The following is a 16,295-nucleotide window of genomic DNA, read 5'->3' on the forward strand; positions in this document are numbered from 1 at the left end:
GCCCACCATGGGATCCCCATTCCGCCGCGAGCCTCAGCCGGTAGAATCCGCGGAGTTACCACGCGGTTACGGCCGCACCCCGTAGTACTCCAGGAACTGCCATGCCCCTCGTTTCCATGCGCGAACTGCTGGACCATGCCGCCGCCAACGGCTATGGCATCCCGGCCTTCAACGTCAACAACCTCGAACAGGTCCAGGCCGTGATGGAAGCGGCCAGGGAAACGAACGCGCCGGTGATCCTCCAGGCGAGCGCCGGCGCGCGCAAGTACGCGGGCGAGTCCTTCATCAAGCACCTGATCCAGGCGGCCGTCGAGGCCTACCCGAAGATCCCGCTGGTGATGCACCAGGACCACGGCCAGAGCCCCGACGTCTGCAAGGGCGCGATCGACCTGGGCTTCTCCTCCGTGATGATGGACGGCTCGCTGGAAGCCGACGGCAAGACCATCGCCAGCTACGACTACAACGTGGACGTCACCCGCAAGGTGGTGGACATGGCGCACAAGCTGGGCATCACGGTGGAAGGCGAGCTCGGCTGCCTGGGCAGCCTGGAGACCATGAAGGGCGACAAGGAAGACGGCCACGGCACCGAAGCGACGATGACGCGCGAGCAGCTGCTGACCGATCCGGAGCAGGCCGCCGACTTCGTGAAGAAGACGCAGCTCGACGCCCTCGCGATCGCCATCGGCACCAGCCACGGCGCCTACAAGTTCACCCGCAAGCCCACCGGCGACATCCTGGCGATCGACCGCATCAAGGAAATCCACCGCCGCATCCCCAACACCCACCTCGTGATGCACGGATCCTCCTCGGTGCCGCAGGACCTGCTGGCGATCATCCGCCAGCACGGCGGCAACATGAAGGAAACGTACGGCGTGCCGGTGGAGGAGATCCAGGAAGCGATCAAGTTCGGCGTGCGCAAGATCAACATCGACACCGACATCCGCCTGGCGATGACCGGCGCGGTGCGCAAGTTCCTGGCCGAGAACCCCGAGAAGTTCGACATGCGCGAGTGGATGAAGCCCGCGCGCGAGGCCGCCAGGCAGATCTGCAAGCAGCGCTACATCGAGTTCGGCTGCGAAGGGCAGGGCAGCAAGATCAAGAGCGACAGCCTGCAGGTGGTGGCGGCGAAATACGCCAAGGGCGAGCTGGCGCAGACGGTGGTGTGAACGGCTCCCTGCGCCGATGAAAGCCGCCCTTGGGCGGCTTTCTCGTTTTCGACGGCGTATGATCTTCATACACACGCGAGGTGTATCCATGGGCCGAACCAACATCGTGCTGGACGACGAGCTCATCGCGCAGGCGATGGCCCGTGCCGGTGTCAACACCAAGAAGGCAGCCGTCGAGGCGGCGCTGCGCGCGTACGTGCGCAAGCCGGACTACGCCGGCCTGCTGGCGCTGGCGGGCAGCGGTGTGATCGCCGACGGCTATGACCCGAAGGAGTTGTTTGCGCGGGTGAACCACGTCGCCGAGCCCACGGTCCGATCGCCCGGCGCTTCGACGCGCCGCGGCGGGGGCGGCCGCAAGACGCCGGCGCGGCGGTGATCGCCGACTCTTCGGCCTGGATCGAGTTCCTGCGCGGACGCCGCAGCGCCGCGGCCCGGCGACTGGAGGGCGCATTGCGTGCGTCCGAGACCATCCTGATGCCGGACATCGTGTTCCAGGAAGTGTTGCAGGGCGCAAGTGACACGCAGCACTTCCTCATTCTCCAGGAGCAACTGGAGGCGGTGACGCCCTTGACGCTGGCAGCGCCTCGTGAGACCGCGCGCCATGCCGCATGGATCTATGCGAAATGTCGCTGGGCGGGAGTCACGCTGCGCAGCCCCAACGACTGCCTCATCGCCTGCTGCGCGGTCGAGGCGGATGCGCCTTTGCTTCACGCCGATCGCGACTTCGAACGAATCGCCGCCGTGGAACCGCGCCTGAGGTTTGCGTGAACCACGCATCACCTGCGCTCGAAGGCTTCCGGCTGCGCAGCCGCTACCTCGCCGACCGGCGCCAGCATGGCGACGCCGAAGCGGTCCGCGCGACCATCGGCTCGAAGACGCGTTGCTGCCGGCTTATGGGCGCCACGGCTGTACCGCTGGGCCGAGCAGGCGGAGGACCAGCGCCGCGCATTCCCGTGGCGCCTACAAGGCCAAGCGCAACTTCATCTCCGGGCTGGAAAAGCTGTTTCCGGGCTAAGTCACAATCGGGGAACCGAATCTCGCAGTGCCGTCGCCCTATGACTTCCGCCCTCCACACCTCCAACATCACCTCCCTGCCGCTGCTGGCGCGCGGCAAGGTGCGCGACAACTACGCCGTCGGCAACGACCGCATCCTGATGGTGGCGAGCGACCGGCTGTCGGCCTTCGACGTGATCATGGGCGAGCCGATCCCCGGCAAGGGCGAGATCCTCACGAAGATGGCGCTGTTCTGGTTCGCGTGCCTGGGCCACGTCTGCCCCAACCACCTCACCGGCGACGCGCCGGAAAGCGCGGTGACGCCGGCGGAAGTGCCGCAGGTGCAGGGCCGCTCCATGCTGGTCAAGCGCCTGAAGCCGATCCTGGTGGAGGCGGTGGTGCGCGGCTACCTCGCCGGCAGCGGCTGGAAGGAGTACCAGGAATCGCAGTCGGTGTGCGGCGTGCAGCTGCCGCCGGGCCTGAAGAACGCCAGCAAGCTGCCGCAGCCGATCTTCACGCCGGCGGCCAAGGCGGCCTCGGGCCACGACGAGAACATCCCCTACGAGAAGGTCGTGGAAGAGGTCGGCCCCGAGCTGGCGGCGAAGATCCGCGACACCAGCATCCGCATCTACAAGGAGGCGGCCGACTTCGCGCTGACCAAGGGCCTGATCATCGCGGACACCAAGTTCGAGTTCGGTCTCGACGAGCAGGGCAACATGGTGCTGATGGACGAGGTCCTCACGCCGGACTCCTCGCGCTACTGGCCGGTGGAAGGCTACGAGGCCGCGTTCGCGAAAGGCGAGAACCCGCCGAGCTACGACAAGCAGTTCGTGCGCGACTGGCTGGAGGGCGTGCGCATCGACGGCCAGCCCTGGGACAAGACCCCGCCGGCGCCGCGCCTGCCCAAGGAAGTGATCGAGAAGACCGCGGCCAAGTACCGCGAAGCGCTGCAGCGGCTCACGGCCTGAGACCGCTTGTAAAGGCGCGCCGCCGGCGAAGGGCGCGCGCTATGCTGGCCCGATGAAAGCCACGCTCCTCGTCCTCGCCGCCGCCGCGGTGCTCGCCGCGCCGGCCTTTGCCCAATCCGAAGCGCAATGCATCGTCGCGGGCCGCCTGAGCGGCGGCCTCTGGGCGCCGAAGCACGGAACGATCCACCTGTTCGGCGCCGACGGCAAGCCGATCGCCACGCCCACGAAGACGGCCCTCGCCAACGTGCGCCGGGCGACGCTGGACCAGCCGGCGCTGCTGTCCCGGTGCGACGGCGACAAGGCTCTGTTCATCGGCGACGGCGAAGCCCCCGGCCGCAAGACCGAGGTGCCGGCGCTCGCGCGCGGCACCGTCGAAGTGGAAGGCGTGGGCTACCCGAAGCTGCGCACCGGCGGCGAGCTCGTCGAGCTGCGGGTGCGGGTGCCGGCGGAACGCGTCGTGATGGTGACGCGGTGAATCCGTCATTCCCGCCAGCGCGGGGATGACGATCAACTCAACACCACGCTCGACAGCCGCCGGCGGTACGTCGCCACAGTCGGGTCGTCCGGCGGGATCTGCCCTTCGGCCACCTTGGGCCTGGGCGGCTCGATGATCTCCAGGATCGCGATGTAGGTCTTGCGGGCGAGGTCCTCGCTCCAGGCCTTGTCGCGCATCAGGATCTCCAGCAGCTCGTCCATCGCGGCCGTCCACTGCTGTTTCCCGATCAGCAGCCGCGCCTTGTCGAACCGCGCCTGGAAGTCGCGCTTGTTGGCGACGATCTTCGTCTCGAGTTCGGCGGCGTTGCCCTGGAAGGACAGCGCATCCAGCCAGCGGGACAGCGCGTCGATGCGCCGCGACAGGCCGGTCTTGCTGGCCACCGGCTCGAAGGCGCGGCGGGCGTCGTCCAGCCGGCCCCCCAGCAGCAGCGCCTTGACGTAGTCGAAGCGGGCGTCGTCGTTGGCGGGATCGGTCGCCACGGCGTGCTGCAGCTTTTCCAGCTGGGCCTGCGGGTCGGCCGCTCCCGGCTCTTCCACGGGCGGCACTTCCGCTTCTTCCGGCTCGCCGTCCAGCGCCTGCACGTGCTTGTCGAGGAATTCGCGCACCTTGCCTTCCGGCAGCGCGCCCGTGAAGCCGTCCACCGGCCGGCCTTCCTTGAGCAGGATCACGGTCGGGATGCTGCGGATGCCGAAGGCGCCGGCCAGCTGCTGCTCGTCGTCGGAGTTGATCTTCACCAGCTTGAAGGCGCCGGCGTAGTCGACCTCCAGCTTCTCCAGGATCGGGCCGAGCGCCTTGCAGGGGCCGCACCAGGGGGCCCAGAAATCCACCAGCACCGGCTGGTCCATGGAGGCGGCGATCACCTCCTGTTCGAAGTTATCGATGGTGACGTCGATCATTGCCCGGGTCCCTCTGTTCGTAAAAAGTAAAATTGGGGGCTTCTTACAGGAATTCTATGGACATGAGCGCCGTGAAGGTCGGAGTCGTCATGGGGTCCAGCAGCGACTGGGACACCCTGCAGCACGCGGTGCAGATTCTCCAGGAATTCGGCATCGCCCACGAGGCGAGGGTGGTTTCGGCCCATCGCATGCCCGACGACATGTTCGCGTACGCGGAAGCGGCCGCCGGCCGCGGCCTGAAGGCAATCATCGCCGGGGCGGGCGGCGCGGCCCACCTGCCCGGCATGCTCGCGGCCAAGACGACCGTGCCGGTGCTGGGCGTGCCGGTGGCGAGCCGCCACCTGCAGGGCGTGGATTCGCTGCACAGCATCGTGCAGATGCCCAAGGGCATCCCGGTCGCCACCTTCGCGATCGGCCAGGCCGGCGCGGCCAACGCGGCCCTGTTCGCCGTCGCCATGCTCGCCAACGAGGACGCCGGTCTGCGCCAGAAGCTGGACGCCTTCCGCACGCGCCAGACCGAGGCCGCGCGCGCCATGACCCTGCCCCCGAAAGACGTAGCATGAGCGCCGCACGGCCGCCCGAAGGCGCTCGCCCCCTCCGTTTGCGGAGGGGGGAGGCGCAGACCGCGAAGCGGACAAGCCTGGGGGAGGTTTCCCAATGACCGTGCTCCTGCCGGGTGCCACGCTGGGTGTGATGGGCGGCGGCCAGCTCGGTCGCATGTTCGTGCACGCGGCCCAGCGCATGGGCTATTTCACGGCGGTGCTCGATCCCGACGAGAGCAGTCCCGCTGGGCGCGTGAGCCACCACCACGTGCAGGCCGAATACCTCGACGAGATCGGCCTGGCGAGGCTGTGCGGCCACAGCGACGCGATCACCACCGAGTTCGAGAACGTGCCGGCCGACGCGCTGGCGCGCATCGCCGAGCACCGCTTCGTCGCGCCCGGCGCGGCGGCCGTGTCGATCGCGCAGGACCGCGCGCTGGAGAAGGCGCACTTCACGCGCTGCGGCGTGCCGGTCGCGCCGAACGCGGTGATCACCAACGAAGAGGAGCTCGCGGCGGTCGCCGACGACTTGCTGCCCGGCATCCTGAAGACCGCGCGCCTCGGCTACGACGGCAAGGGCCAGGTCCGCGTGAAGACCCGCGACGACCTGCGCGCCGCCTGGGAAGGCCTCAGCCGCGCCGACTGCGTGCTGGAGAAGATGCTGCCGCTCGCCTTCGAGTGCTCGGTGGTGGTGGCGCGCGGCCGCGACGGCACGGTCGTCAACCTGCCGGTGCAGCGCAACCTGCATCGCGACGGCATCCTCGCCGTCACCGAAGTGCACCCCGGTTGCGTGCCCGAAGCACTGGCGCAGCGCGCGGTGCAGGCGACGCGCACGATCGCCAAGGGGCTCGACTACGTCGGCGTGCTGTGCGTGGAGTTCTTCGGCCTCGCCGACGGCTCGCTGGTGGTCAACGAGATGGCCCCGCGTCCGCACAACAGCGGCCACTGGAGCATGGACGCCGCCGACGTGTCGCAGTTCGAGCTCCAGGTGCGCACGCTGGCGGGCCTGCCGCTGGTGCAGCCGCGGCAGCACAGTCCCTCGATCATGCTGAACCTGCTGGGCGACCTGTGGTTCGCGCGCGGCGCGGACGAGGCGACGCCCGACTGGGCGGCGATCCTCGCGCTCCCCGGCACGCACCTGCACCTGTACGGCAAGCTCAGCGCGCGCAAGGGCCGCAAGATGGGCCACCTCACCCTCACCGGCGCCACGCCCGAAGCCGTGCGCGCCACCGCGCTGCAGGCCGCGCAGCTGCTGGGCATCCCTGCCTTCTGAAGCCGCGATGATCCTCGACGGCCGGCAGGACCCAGCGATCGCCCAGGCTGCCCGCGTGCTCGCGGCGGGCGGGCTGGTGGCCTTTCCGACCGAAACCGTCTACGGCCTGGGTGCCGATGCGGGCAGCGACGCCGCGGTGCGGGGCATCTTCGCCGCCAAGGGACGCCCCAGCGACCATCCGCTGATCGTGCACGTACCCGACGCCGGCGCGGTCACGCGCTTCGCCGCCCAGGTGCCGCCGGTGGCCCGGCGCCTGATGCAGGCCTTCTGGCCGGGACCGCTGACGCTGATCCTGCCGCGCAAGCCGGACGTGGGCACGGCGGCCGCGGGCGGACAGGATTCTATCGGGCTGCGCTGCCCGGCCCATCCCGTGGCCCACGCCTTGCTGCTGGCCTGCGCCGCGCTCGATCCGCCGGTCTCCGGCCTGGCCGGCCCGAGCGCCAACCGCTTCGGCCGCGTGAGCCCCACCACCGCGCAGCACGTGGCTTCCGAATTCGACGACCACCTGCTGGTGCTCGACGGCGGCGCGACGCACGTGGGCATCGAATCGGCGATCGTCGACTGCACCCGCGGCGTGCCGGTGCTGCTGCGGCCGGGGACGCTCACGCGCGCGCAGATCGAGGCGGCGAGCGGCGAGCGCCTGTGGCTGCCCGAGGAACTGCCCGGCGCGGCGCCGCGCGCTTCCGGCACGCTGGAATCGCACTATGCGCCCAACGCCCGGGTGCGGCTGATGGACGCGAAGAGCCTGCAGACGGCCCTCGACCTCCTCGGCACGGACGCCGACGCGATCGCGGTGTATGCCCGCGCCCCGCTGCGCACGCGCACGAGGCACTACCGCCGCATGCCCGACGACGCCGTGGAAACGGCACGCCAGCTGTTCTCGGTGCTGCGCGATTTCGATGCGGCGGGCGTCAAGCTCATCTGGGTGGAGACACCGCCCGGCACGCCGGAATGGGACGGCGTGCGGGACCGCCTGCGGCGCGCCGCGGCCGGATAGCCCGCTTTACCGGCGGCTCGCTCGCCGTCGGTACACTCGCCGCTTTCATCCGGAGAGATTTCATGGCAACTCAGTGGTTGCGCCGCGCCTGCCTGCTGGCCGCCGGCGCCTCGATGCTGGTGCTCGCCTCCTGCGGCGGCGGGACTGTCGTGTCCCAGCTGGCGCCGACGCGGATCGTGGCGTTCGGCGACGGGATGGCGGACCTCGGGCAGAACGCGAGTGGCCAGCGCTTCACGGTCAACGACGGCTCGGTCAACAACTGGACGCAGCACGTGGCGGTCCGCTTCGGGGTGGCCCTCGGACCGGCGAAGGGCGGCGGCACCTCCTATGCGATGGGCAATGCGCGCGTGACCGGCACGCCCGGCGCCGGCGGCGACGCGGCCGCGCTTCCGGTCGCGCAGCAGATCGATGCCTTCCGCGCGGTCAGCAGCTTCGGGCCGAACGACCTCGTGCTGGTGAGCGCCGGCACGTCGGACGTGATCGTGCAGGCGCAGGCCGCCATCACCGGGACGCAGACGCGCGAGCAGATGCTGCTCGCCGTGGGCCAGGCCGGCACGCAGCTGGGCGCCCAGGTGCGCCGCCTGGTCGATGCCGGCGCGGCGCACGTGGTCGTTGCGGGCTCCTACAACCTGGCCCGCTCGGCCTGGGCCAAGCAGACCGGCCAGCAGTCCCTGCTGGAAGCCGCCAGCCTGGAGTTCAACACCAAGTTCCTGGTGTCGGTGGTCGACCTGGGCGCGCGCGTGCTGTACCTCGACGCGGCGCAGCAGTTCAACCTGTACGAGTCGAACCCGGCCTCCTTCAACCTGACCGACGCGACCAACCCCGTGTGCAACTCGGTGGATGCGGGCGAGGGCATCGGCACCGGCGTCGGCCAGGTGGATTCCTCCGAGTGCACCACGGCCACGCTGACGTCCACGAGCTACGACAGCTTCCTGTTTGCCGACCGCGTGTATCCGACGCCGCGCGGCCACCGCCTGTTCGGCGAGCACGCCGCCGGCCGCATCCGCGAACGCTGGTAAGGACATTCACTCAGGGCTGGCGCGCCGCCCACTCGATCAGCGCCTGCGTGGCCGGGCGGATCGCCGAGGCCCGGCGGTGGTTGGCGATCGCCACCAGCACCCAGCGTCGGCCCTGCGCGCCGTGCACGTAGCCGGCGACGCCCGACACCTCGTTCAGGCTGCCGGTCTTCAGATGCGCGAGACCCACGTTCTGGCGTTGGCGCCGCAGCGTCCCGTCCAGGCCCAGCGCAGGCAGGGACGACACCAGGTCCGGCATCAAGGGTGAGGCCCACGCGGCCTGCAGCAATTGCGCCAGCTGGCGCGCCGTGAAGCTCTCGGTGCGTGACAGGCCCGCGCCGTTCTCGGTGACCGGCGGCTCGCCGCCGATGCGCTCGCGCCACCAGTTGCGCAGCACCTCGCGCGAGCCCTCGAAGGTGCCGCTGCCGCGCTGCTGCAGGCTCAGGGTGAGGAACACCTGCTGCGCCATCACGTTGTTGCTGTACTTGTTGATGTCGCGCACGACTTCGGCCAGCGGCTCCGAGGCGAACTCGAAGGCGGGCTTGACGCCGGCCGGCGCCACGCCATCGCGCACCTGGCCGCCCAGCTGGCCGCCGACGTCTTCCCACAGGGCGGCGATGGCACGCGCCGCATAGGTCGAGGGTTCGGGAAAGGCCAGCTGCCAGGTCTTCTCGCCGCAGGCGGCCGGGAAGGTGCCGGGAAAGCGCGGCCGCGCCGGGTTCGTGAAGTCGGCCTTCAGCGGCGTGATCCAGTCGCCGCATTCGCCGGAGACCAGGGGCACGTGCGTGGGCCATTGCACCCCGGCCAGGGCGGGCTCGGCGCGCACCCGCGCCTGCCCGCCGTCCAGCGCGAAAGTGAGCGTCACCGTCTTGAAGTTGACCAGCAGCGCGTCCGGCGCGGCGTTGTAGGGCCGCAGGGGCTCGCCGTCGAAGGCGGCGGGATCGCGCGGCGGGAGGGCGAAGGCGCTGCGATCCAGCACGATGTCGCCGCCGATGCTGCGCACGCCCAGCGCGCGGACCTTCTTCAGCAGCAGCCACAGGCGCTCCACCACCAGCTTGGGGTCGCCCTGGCCCTTGATCACCAGGTTGCCCTGCAGCACGCCCTGGCGCACCGGCCCGTCGAAGTAGACGGGCGTGGTCCAGGTGAAGGCGGGCCCGAGCAGCTCCAGCGCCGCGTAGGTGGTGGCCAGCTTGGCCACCGAGGCCGGATTGATCGCCGCGTCGATGCGGTGGGCGACCTTGGGCGCGCCACCCTCGGCCGGGGCGACCAGCATCACGACGGCGTCGCGCGGCAGGCCGGCCTCGGCGAGCGCGGTTTCCACTTCCGGCGGCAGCCCCTGCGCGGCGGCGTGCAGCGAGAACCCGGCGAGCAGGCAACAGGCGAAGCGGAACCAGCGCGGCATCGCGCCATTATGGGTGGGCGAACCTTCGATAATCGGGGGCAGTCCGGGACCTTCGTGAAACTCCTCGCCTTCGACACCAGCACCGAAACGCTTTCCATCGCGGTCCGCCCCGGGGCGGACGCCCCGCTCCTGGAGCACACGGGCGCGGGCGGGGCGCAGGCGTCGGCCGGGCTGATCCCGGAGATCCAGCACCTGCTGGGCAAGGCCGGCCTGGCCCTCCAGCAGCTGGATGCCATTGCGTTCGGCCGCGGCCCCGGCTCCTTCACGGGCCTGCGCACGGCCGCCGCGGTGGCGCAGGGCCTCGGTTTCGGCGCCGGCGTGCCGGTGCTGGCGATCGATACCCTGCTGGCGGTGGCGGAGGAAGCGCACGGCCTGTGCGGCGCCACCCGCATCGTTGCCTTGCTGGACGCGCGCATGGGCGAGGTCTATTTCGCCGCCTACGAGCGCCAGGATGGCTTGTGGCAGGTGCGGCAGGCACCGGCGCTGGGCCGGCCGGAAGACGTGCCGGGGCTGCCCGGCTGGACGCTCGCCGGCAATGCCTTGCAGCTCCATGCGGCGCGGCTGCCCGCCGGTGCCGATCGGGTCGAGGCGCTGCCGACGGCGCGGGCGCTGGTGCGGCTCGCACCCGCCGCCCTCGCGGCCGCGGAGGGTCATGGCGCCGCCCAGGCCCTGCCGCTCTACATCCGGGATAAAGTGGCGCAGACGACCGAGGAGCGCGCGGCCGACCGCGCGCGCAAGGAGTCGCTCCGCGTGGCGGAACCGAAATGAGCGCAGTCTTCAAGTCCCTGGAAGCGGCTTTCGAGCCGATGACCGACGCCCGGCTGGACGAGGTGGTGGCCATCGAGTGCCGCGCCTACGGCCATCCGTGGACGCGCGGCAACTTCGCCGATTCGCTGCGTTCGGGCTACCAGGCGCAGCTGCTGTGCGCCGGCGAGGCGGTGTTCGGCTACTTCGTCGCCATGCGCGGCGTCGACGAGGTCCACCTGCTGAACATCACGGTCGATCCGGTCCACCAGGGCGAGGGCTGGGGCCGCCTCATGCTGGAGGCGCTCACGCTATGGTCGCGCGGCCAGGGCGCCCAGTGGCTTTGGCTGGAGGTGCGCACGAGCAATGCACGGGCGCAGCAGGTCTATGAGCGTTATGGCTTCCGGCGGGTCGGTGAGCGCCGGCACTACTATCCCGCCGACAAGGGCCGGGAAGATGCGATCGTGATGAGCTACAAGCTATGAGCCTGCAACTCGATGCGCGCCAGCGCGCAATCTTGCAAGAGATCGGGGTGCGAGTGTTCTGGCCCGAAGCGCCGGTGGAAGAAGCTTTCGTCGAAGCGGCGCCGACCCTGCAGCCGCGCCCCGCTGCGGCGCCCCAGGCCGCGCCTGCGCCGCAGCCTCGACCGGTCCCGGCGCCCGCATCGCCCGCGCGCGCAGCCACCGGCAGCCTTGGCGATCTCGGCTGGGACGAACTGGAAGCCGCCGTCGCGCAGTGGGCCGCGGCGCGCCGCCGCAAGGCGGTGTTCGGCACCGGCGACCGGCGCGCGCAGTGGCTGTGCATCGGCGAGCCGCCGGCCGAGGAGGAAGAGCGCCAGGGCCTGCCCTTCACCGGCGATGCCGGCAAGCTGCTGGACAACATGCTCGCCGCGGTCGGCGCGAGCCGCCAGCGCGGGGCTTATCTCGCCTCGGCGCTCAAGGCCCGCCTGCCCGAAGACCGCAGCCGCGAAGCCGAAGACACCGCCCAGTCCCTCGCCTTCCTGCAGCGGCAGGTCGAACTGCTGCAGCCCCGCGTGATCCTCGCGATGGGCCGCTTTCCCGTGCAGATGCTGCTGCAGCCGACGGAGCCGCTCGGCAAGCTGCGCGGCCGGGTGCATCGCTTCGGCGACGTGCCGGTGGTCGTCACCTACCACCCGGCCTACCTGCTGCGCACCCCGGCCGACAAGGCCCGCGCCTGGGCCGACCTGTGCCTGGCGCAGTCGCTGGTGCGCGGCGACGCCTAGCCCGCTCGTGGCGTGAACGCGGACGGCGCCAGCGTGCGCGCCGCGTAGTCGATCCCGCTGAAGGCCGCGTAGTCGGCCAGGCTGCGCGCGCGGCCCGGCCCGTAGATGCCGAGATCCCCGCCGCCGACCAGCGCGGACAGCCGCGCGCGCGAACGCTGCTCCAGCGTCCACCAGTCGACGTCGCGCGCGCTCTCGTGCGCCTCGTCCCAGTGCAGCGGCCGTGGCGGCGCACCGGAGGCCGCGTCGTTGTACAGGTGGTGCACCGGCAGGGCGGGCATGTGGAACAGGTCCCAGCCGTGCGTCCACAGCCGCAGCGCGAGCGCCTGCTCCTCGCCGTGGAAGTACAGCCAGGGGTCGTAGGGGAAGCGCTGCGCGATGCGCCCGGGCGCGAACAGGCAGCCGGCGCCGACGTGGAAGGCCGGCACGCACGCGGCGGAGTCCACCGGATGCGCCTCGAAGGACAGGACGGGATGGTCCGCCGCGAAGGACGTGCCCGGCTTCAGCACCTGCGCCAGCACGCCGGTGGTCGTCGCCTGCCGCACCGGCCGGCCCTCGACGAAACGGAAGGCATCGGGATAGGTGGAGATCACGAGATCGCGCTGCGGTGCGCCCAGCGACTGCGCCTGCGCGATGAGCCGCTCGTCCCAGCCGGGGTCGAAGTCCATGTGCGAGTCGAGCTGCAGGAACCAGTCCTCGCCGTCGTAGAGCGACATGGCGATGGCCCGCGCCCAGCACGGGCCGCGCGCGTCGGTCACGTCGACGTGGACCTGGCTCAGTCGCGCGCCGCCGCCGGGCGCGGCGACCCGTGCCGTGCCCGCGGGCGACTGTTCCACCACGCCGAAATGCAGGCGCGCGGGGTCGGCGGCGAGCGCCACCGCGCGCTCGAGGGTGAAGGGCAGGACGGGATCGCAGTACGACGCGATGCTGGCGAAGAGGCGCATGGCACTTTTTCACGGATGGTAGCAAGGGGCCGGTGGCCGGGCCGGCGACCGGGCCGGCGCTCTTCCGGGCGGTGCATTGCGACCCCTGTAACGCTGTGCTACCGTGCATCGCACTCACCATGGAACATGCCGCACGCTGCGTGCGCGTGCGGCAACCGCGTTCAGCAGGCAGGAGAACACATGTCCAGGCAACCAGTCCGTCCCGCCGTCGCCGGTTTCCGTCCGCATGCGGCCGCGGCGGCCGTGGCCGCGGCGTTCGTGCTGCAGCCGGCGCTGGCGCAGCCGGTGGGCGGCCAGGCGGTGCAAGGGCAGGCGAGCTTCACCAGCAGCGGCAGCAACCTGGTGGTGCGCACGCAGAACGGCATCGGCACCAGCCATTCGACGATCAACTGGCAGAGCTTCTCGGTCCCCGCGGGCAGCACCACGCAGTTCATCCAGCCCTCGATCACCAGCACCTCGATCAACCGCGTGCTCGGACCGGATCCGTCGGCGATCTTCGGCACGCTCACTTCGAACGGCCGGCTGGTGCTGGTGAATCCGGCCGGCATCACGGTGGGCGCGGGCGGCGTGGTGGATGCCCCCGGCTTCATCGCCTCGACGCTGCGCATGAGCGATGCCGATGCGATCGCCGGCCGCCTGCTGTTCCAGGGCGGCACCGGCGCGGCCTTGCAGGTGGACGGCAAGATCCTGGCGCGCAGCGGCGACGTCGTGCTGGTCGGCACCAACGTCCAGACCGGTCCCGACGCGCTGGTGCAGGCCGACGGCGGTGCCGTGGTGCTGGCGGCGGGCCACAAGGTGGCGCTCACCGGGCGCGGCCTGGAAGGCATCCAGCTGGAAGTGCAGGCCGGCAACGAGGCCCGCAACCTCGGCACGCTGCAGGGCGATGCGGTCGGCGTGTTCGCGCACACCCTGCGCCACAGCGGCCTGGTGGCGGCGAACGCCGTGAGCACCGAGGGCGGCAAGGTGGTGCTCAAGGCGATCGGCGGCGACGCGCTGGTCGACGGCACCGTGATCGCGAAGGCAGGCGACAAGGGCGGCAGCATCGACGTGTTCGGCGAGCGCGTGGCGCTGCAGGACGGCGCGAAGCTGGATGCCAGCGGCCGCACCGGCGGCGGCCAGGTGCGCGTAGGCGGCGACTACCAGGGCAGGAACCCCGAGGTGCCGAACGCGAAGCGCACCTTCGTGGCGGCCACGGCGACGATCCATGCGGATGCCACGGAACAGGGCGACGGCGGCAAGGTGATCGTGTGGGCCGACGAGGCCGCCGGCATGCATGGCACGATCACGGCCCGCGGCGGCGCCCAGGGCGGCAACGGCGGCTTCGTCGAGGTCTCGGGCAAGCAGGCCCTGCAGTTCACGGGCAGCGTCGACACGCGCGCGCCCAGGGGCCGCAGCGGCACGCTGCTGCTGGACCCGAACGACATCGTGATCGACACGGACAACAACGTGTCGGTGACGGACACCAGCCAGGGGGCGGTGTTCTCCGGCGGCCCCGCGCTCTCGTACATCCGCGAAAGCGACCTCGAGCGCGCGCTGGGCTCCGGCAGCGTCATCGTGGCCACCAACGGCAGTGCGGGCGGCAACGGCGACATCACTGTGGCCAGCGGCGTGAACGTCCAGTGGTCCAACACCAACGCGCTCGGCCTGCAGTCCGATCGCAACATCAACCTGCTGGGCAGCTTCACCGCCAGCGACGCCACCGGCTCGGCCGTACTCTCGCTGCACGCCATCAACGGCAACATCACGCAGGATTCCACCACCAGCGTGATCCAGGTGCCCCGGCTGCAGGTCAACGTGGACAACGGCAGCGCGGTGATGCTGGGCAACAACCTGGTCAGTACCCTCGGCGCCAACATGGGGGGCGTGGGCAACCTGTTCCAGTTCCACAACGCGCAGGCCCTTTCGATCGGCAACGTCGTCTCGCCTTACGGCCGCGCCGGCAACGGCATCGACGCGATCGACGCCGCCGGCAACAAGGGCAGCGTCACGGTCCTGGCCGCCGGCAAGCTGGCCATCGATGCCGACGTCAGCGGCGGCACCCTCGATCTCGAGGGCAGCACGGTGACCGTCGCATCCGGCGTCACCGTCAGCAGCGCCGGCGGCACCGGCCTGCTGATCGACGTGACCGGCACCGGCGCCCACGACATCGCGGGCACGCTGGTGAGCGACGGCTACGTGGACATCGGCGGCAACGGCAGCTTCAGCGTGGGCAACATCCGCGCGCCCAACGTGTTCTTCTTCGGCGGCTCGGACGGCGTGACGCCCACCACCGTCACCCAGAAGTCCGGCACGGCGATCGAGGCCGGCACCCTGTTCGCGTCGGTGACCAACGCACCGGGCAGCGGGCTCACCTTCTTCAACGCCGGCAACAAGATCGATTCCGTCTCGGTCTCCGCGACCGGCGACGTCTTCGTGTCCAGCGCGAACAACCTCGACGTCGGCGCGGCCAGCGGCACCAACGTCAAGCTGCAGGCCCCGAACATCGGCATGGGCGTGGAAAGCAGCATCTTCGCCACCGGCAACGTCTGGCTCCGGGGCACCGGCGGCGCCAGCACGATCGACATCGGGCCGGGCTACGTCTCGGCCGGCGGCAACCTGGACTTCGCCAACGCCGGCAACGTGACGCTGGGCACGATAGACGCCGGGTCGATGACCGCGAACCTCGCCGGCTCGCTGACGCAGGACGCGCTGAACTCCTCCTACGTCAACACGCCCGGCGGCATCGCCGCCAGCGTGAAGGGTTCGATCAGCCTGCCCGGCAATCCGGCCAGCTCCTTTCCCAACGTGCTCGGCTACGTCAGCGGCTCGGCGGGCGGCAACATCCTCATGAACGGCGTGCGCGGCGTCGCGACGGCGGGGCTGTCCGCGGGCGGCGACATCAGCCTGACGGCGGACACCGGCGCGCGTCCCGCGGCCCTGACGGCGCCGTCGCAGCTGCTCGCCTCGGTGCCGACGGCCACCGGCACCGGCGACCTCGACGTGCAGGGCAGCGTCACGGCCGGCAATTCGATCGCCTTGACCAGCGGGACCAACGTGGTGGTGCAGGACACGGCGACCCTCACCGCGCCCAGCATCAGCCTGGTGGCGCCGCTCACCACGGTGTTCGGCACGCTGCAACCCGGCGGTGCCGGCGGCATCGGCACCGTGCGCGCTTCGGGCGACCTGTTCTTCGGCGCCACCGGCACGATGCAGTTCGACGTGGCTTCGCTCAGCGTGTTCGACCGGCTGGTCGCGGGCGGCACGGTCAGCACGGCGACCACCACCGCGCTGCAGGTGGTCGACCGCAGCGGCGGCACGCTGGCCGGCTCGTTCTCGCCGGTGTCGGCGGGCCAGGGTTCGGACATCGCGTTCACGGTGCCCGCCAACTGGTTCGTGACGCCCATCACCACCGTTTCGCCCTACATCATCACGGCCGGCGCGCCGCCTGCGCCTGCACCCGCGCCGGCGCCCGTCCCCACGACCACCGCCACGGGCGACGCGCTGCAGGTGAACGACCAGCTCGTGACCTTCGCCAGGCTGTTCGTCCAGGAAGCCGAGCGGCAGGACGAAGTGAAGCGCATCGGCAAGGACGACATCGTCGTCACCGACACCGGCTGCCGCCCGCAGTAGGCGGCGCGC

At 70.9% G+C, this 16,295-nt stretch carries 16 protein-coding genes; 13 read left to right on the forward strand and 3 right to left on the reverse strand.

Annotated features, from left to right (window positions below; translation table 11 throughout):
• Window positions 1-101: 101 nt before the first annotated feature.
• The 5 genes from fba (at window position 102) to VF522_RS05680 (ending at window position 3,602) form a co-directional block, all read left to right on the forward strand.
• Complete coding sequence (gene fba, locus VF522_RS05660; protein WP_330907258.1) at window positions 102-1,166, forward strand: class II fructose-bisphosphate aldolase; 1,065 nt, start codon at window positions 102-104, stop codon at window positions 1,164-1,166.
• Window positions 1,167-1,254: 88 nt separating this feature from the next.
• Window positions 1,255-1,542, forward strand: coding sequence for a type II toxin-antitoxin system VapB family antitoxin (locus VF522_RS05665; RefSeq protein WP_330907259.1), 288 nt, complete (start codon window positions 1,255-1,257; stop codon window positions 1,540-1,542).
• A complete protein-coding gene (vapC, locus tag VF522_RS05670) occupies window positions 1,539-1,934 on the forward strand; it encodes a type II toxin-antitoxin system VapC family toxin (protein WP_330907260.1) in 396 nt (131 codons plus the stop codon). Before VF522_RS05665 ends, vapC begins: the two co-directional genes overlap by 4 nt.
• Window positions 1,935-2,221: 287 nt before the next feature.
• Complete coding sequence (locus tag VF522_RS05675) at window positions 2,222-3,127, forward strand: phosphoribosylaminoimidazolesuccinocarboxamide synthase (protein ID WP_330907261.1); 906 nt, start codon at window positions 2,222-2,224, stop codon at window positions 3,125-3,127.
• Between the two features lie 52 nt (window positions 3,128-3,179).
• Entirely contained in the window at window positions 3,180-3,602 is a 423-nt protein-coding gene (locus VF522_RS05680) for a hypothetical protein (RefSeq protein WP_330907262.1), read from the forward strand.
• Window positions 3,603-3,634: 32 nt separating this feature from the next.
• Here VF522_RS05680 and trxA read toward each other — a convergent pair whose 3' ends face one another.
• Window positions 3,635-4,519, reverse strand: a complete 885-nt coding sequence (gene trxA / locus VF522_RS05685; protein WP_330907263.1) for a thioredoxin — start codon at window positions 4,517-4,519, stop codon at window positions 3,635-3,637.
• Window positions 4,520-4,581: 62 nt separating this feature from the next.
• On the opposite strand from trxA, the gene purE reads away from it, so the two are divergent.
• From purE to VF522_RS05705, 4 genes are all read left to right on the forward strand, one after another.
• Window positions 4,582-5,082 carry a 5-(carboxyamino)imidazole ribonucleotide mutase gene (purE, locus tag VF522_RS05690; protein WP_330907264.1) on the forward strand — a complete coding sequence of 167 codons (501 nt, stop codon included), beginning with the start codon at window positions 4,582-4,584 and terminating at the stop codon, window positions 5,080-5,082.
• A 94-nt stretch (window positions 5,083-5,176) separates the two neighbouring features.
• Window positions 5,177-6,334, forward strand: a complete 1,158-nt coding sequence (locus VF522_RS05695) for a 5-(carboxyamino)imidazole ribonucleotide synthase (protein ID WP_330907265.1) — start codon at window positions 5,177-5,179, stop codon at window positions 6,332-6,334.
• A 7-nt stretch (window positions 6,335-6,341) separates the two neighbouring features.
• Entirely contained in the window at window positions 6,342-7,331 is a 990-nt protein-coding gene (locus tag VF522_RS05700; RefSeq protein WP_330907266.1) for an L-threonylcarbamoyladenylate synthase, read from the forward strand.
• A 62-nt stretch (window positions 7,332-7,393) separates the two neighbouring features.
• Window positions 7,394-8,350, forward strand: coding sequence for an SGNH/GDSL hydrolase family protein (locus VF522_RS05705; protein ID WP_330907267.1), 957 nt, complete (start codon window positions 7,394-7,396; stop codon window positions 8,348-8,350).
• Between the two features lie 10 nt (window positions 8,351-8,360).
• Here VF522_RS05705 and dacB read toward each other — a convergent pair whose 3' ends face one another.
• Entirely contained in the window at window positions 8,361-9,749 is a 1,389-nt protein-coding gene (gene dacB, locus VF522_RS05710; RefSeq protein WP_330907269.1) for a D-alanyl-D-alanine carboxypeptidase/D-alanyl-D-alanine endopeptidase, read from the reverse strand.
• Between the two features lie 54 nt (window positions 9,750-9,803).
• On the opposite strand from dacB, the gene tsaB reads away from it, so the two are divergent.
• Genes tsaB through VF522_RS05725 form a run of 3 tightly spaced genes read left to right on the forward strand, consistent with a single transcriptional unit; the run spans window position 9,804 to window position 11,736 of the window.
• Window positions 9,804-10,517 (forward strand): tRNA (adenosine(37)-N6)-threonylcarbamoyltransferase complex dimerization subunit type 1 TsaB, encoded by a 714-nt coding sequence (tsaB, locus tag VF522_RS05715; protein WP_330907270.1) that lies wholly within the window; start codon window positions 9,804-9,806, stop codon window positions 10,515-10,517.
• A complete protein-coding gene (gene rimI / locus VF522_RS05720) occupies window positions 10,514-10,978 on the forward strand; it encodes a ribosomal protein S18-alanine N-acetyltransferase (RefSeq protein WP_330907271.1) in 465 nt (154 codons plus the stop codon). Before tsaB ends, rimI begins: the two co-directional genes overlap by 4 nt.
• Complete coding sequence (locus tag VF522_RS05725) at window positions 10,975-11,736, forward strand: uracil-DNA glycosylase (RefSeq protein ID WP_330907272.1); 762 nt, start codon at window positions 10,975-10,977, stop codon at window positions 11,734-11,736. Before rimI ends, VF522_RS05725 begins: the two co-directional genes overlap by 4 nt.
• Here the strand turns inward: VF522_RS05725 and VF522_RS05730 are convergent.
• On the reverse strand, window positions 11,733-12,677 hold the full coding sequence (locus tag VF522_RS05730; RefSeq protein WP_330907273.1) for a GlcNAc-transferase family protein: 945 nt from the start codon (window positions 12,675-12,677) through the stop codon (window positions 11,733-11,735). The genes VF522_RS05725 and VF522_RS05730 overlap by 4 nt on opposite strands.
• Before the next feature lie 180 nt (window positions 12,678-12,857).
• Between VF522_RS05730 and VF522_RS05735 the strand changes: the two genes are divergently transcribed.
• Complete coding sequence (locus VF522_RS05735) at window positions 12,858-16,286, forward strand: filamentous hemagglutinin N-terminal domain-containing protein (protein WP_330907274.1); 3,429 nt, start codon at window positions 12,858-12,860, stop codon at window positions 16,284-16,286.
• Window positions 16,287-16,295: the final 9 nt, after the last annotated feature.

This window comes from Ramlibacter sp. (assembly GCF_036383835.1).
Lineage (GTDB): Bacteria > Pseudomonadota > Gammaproteobacteria > Burkholderiales > Burkholderiaceae_C > Ramlibacter.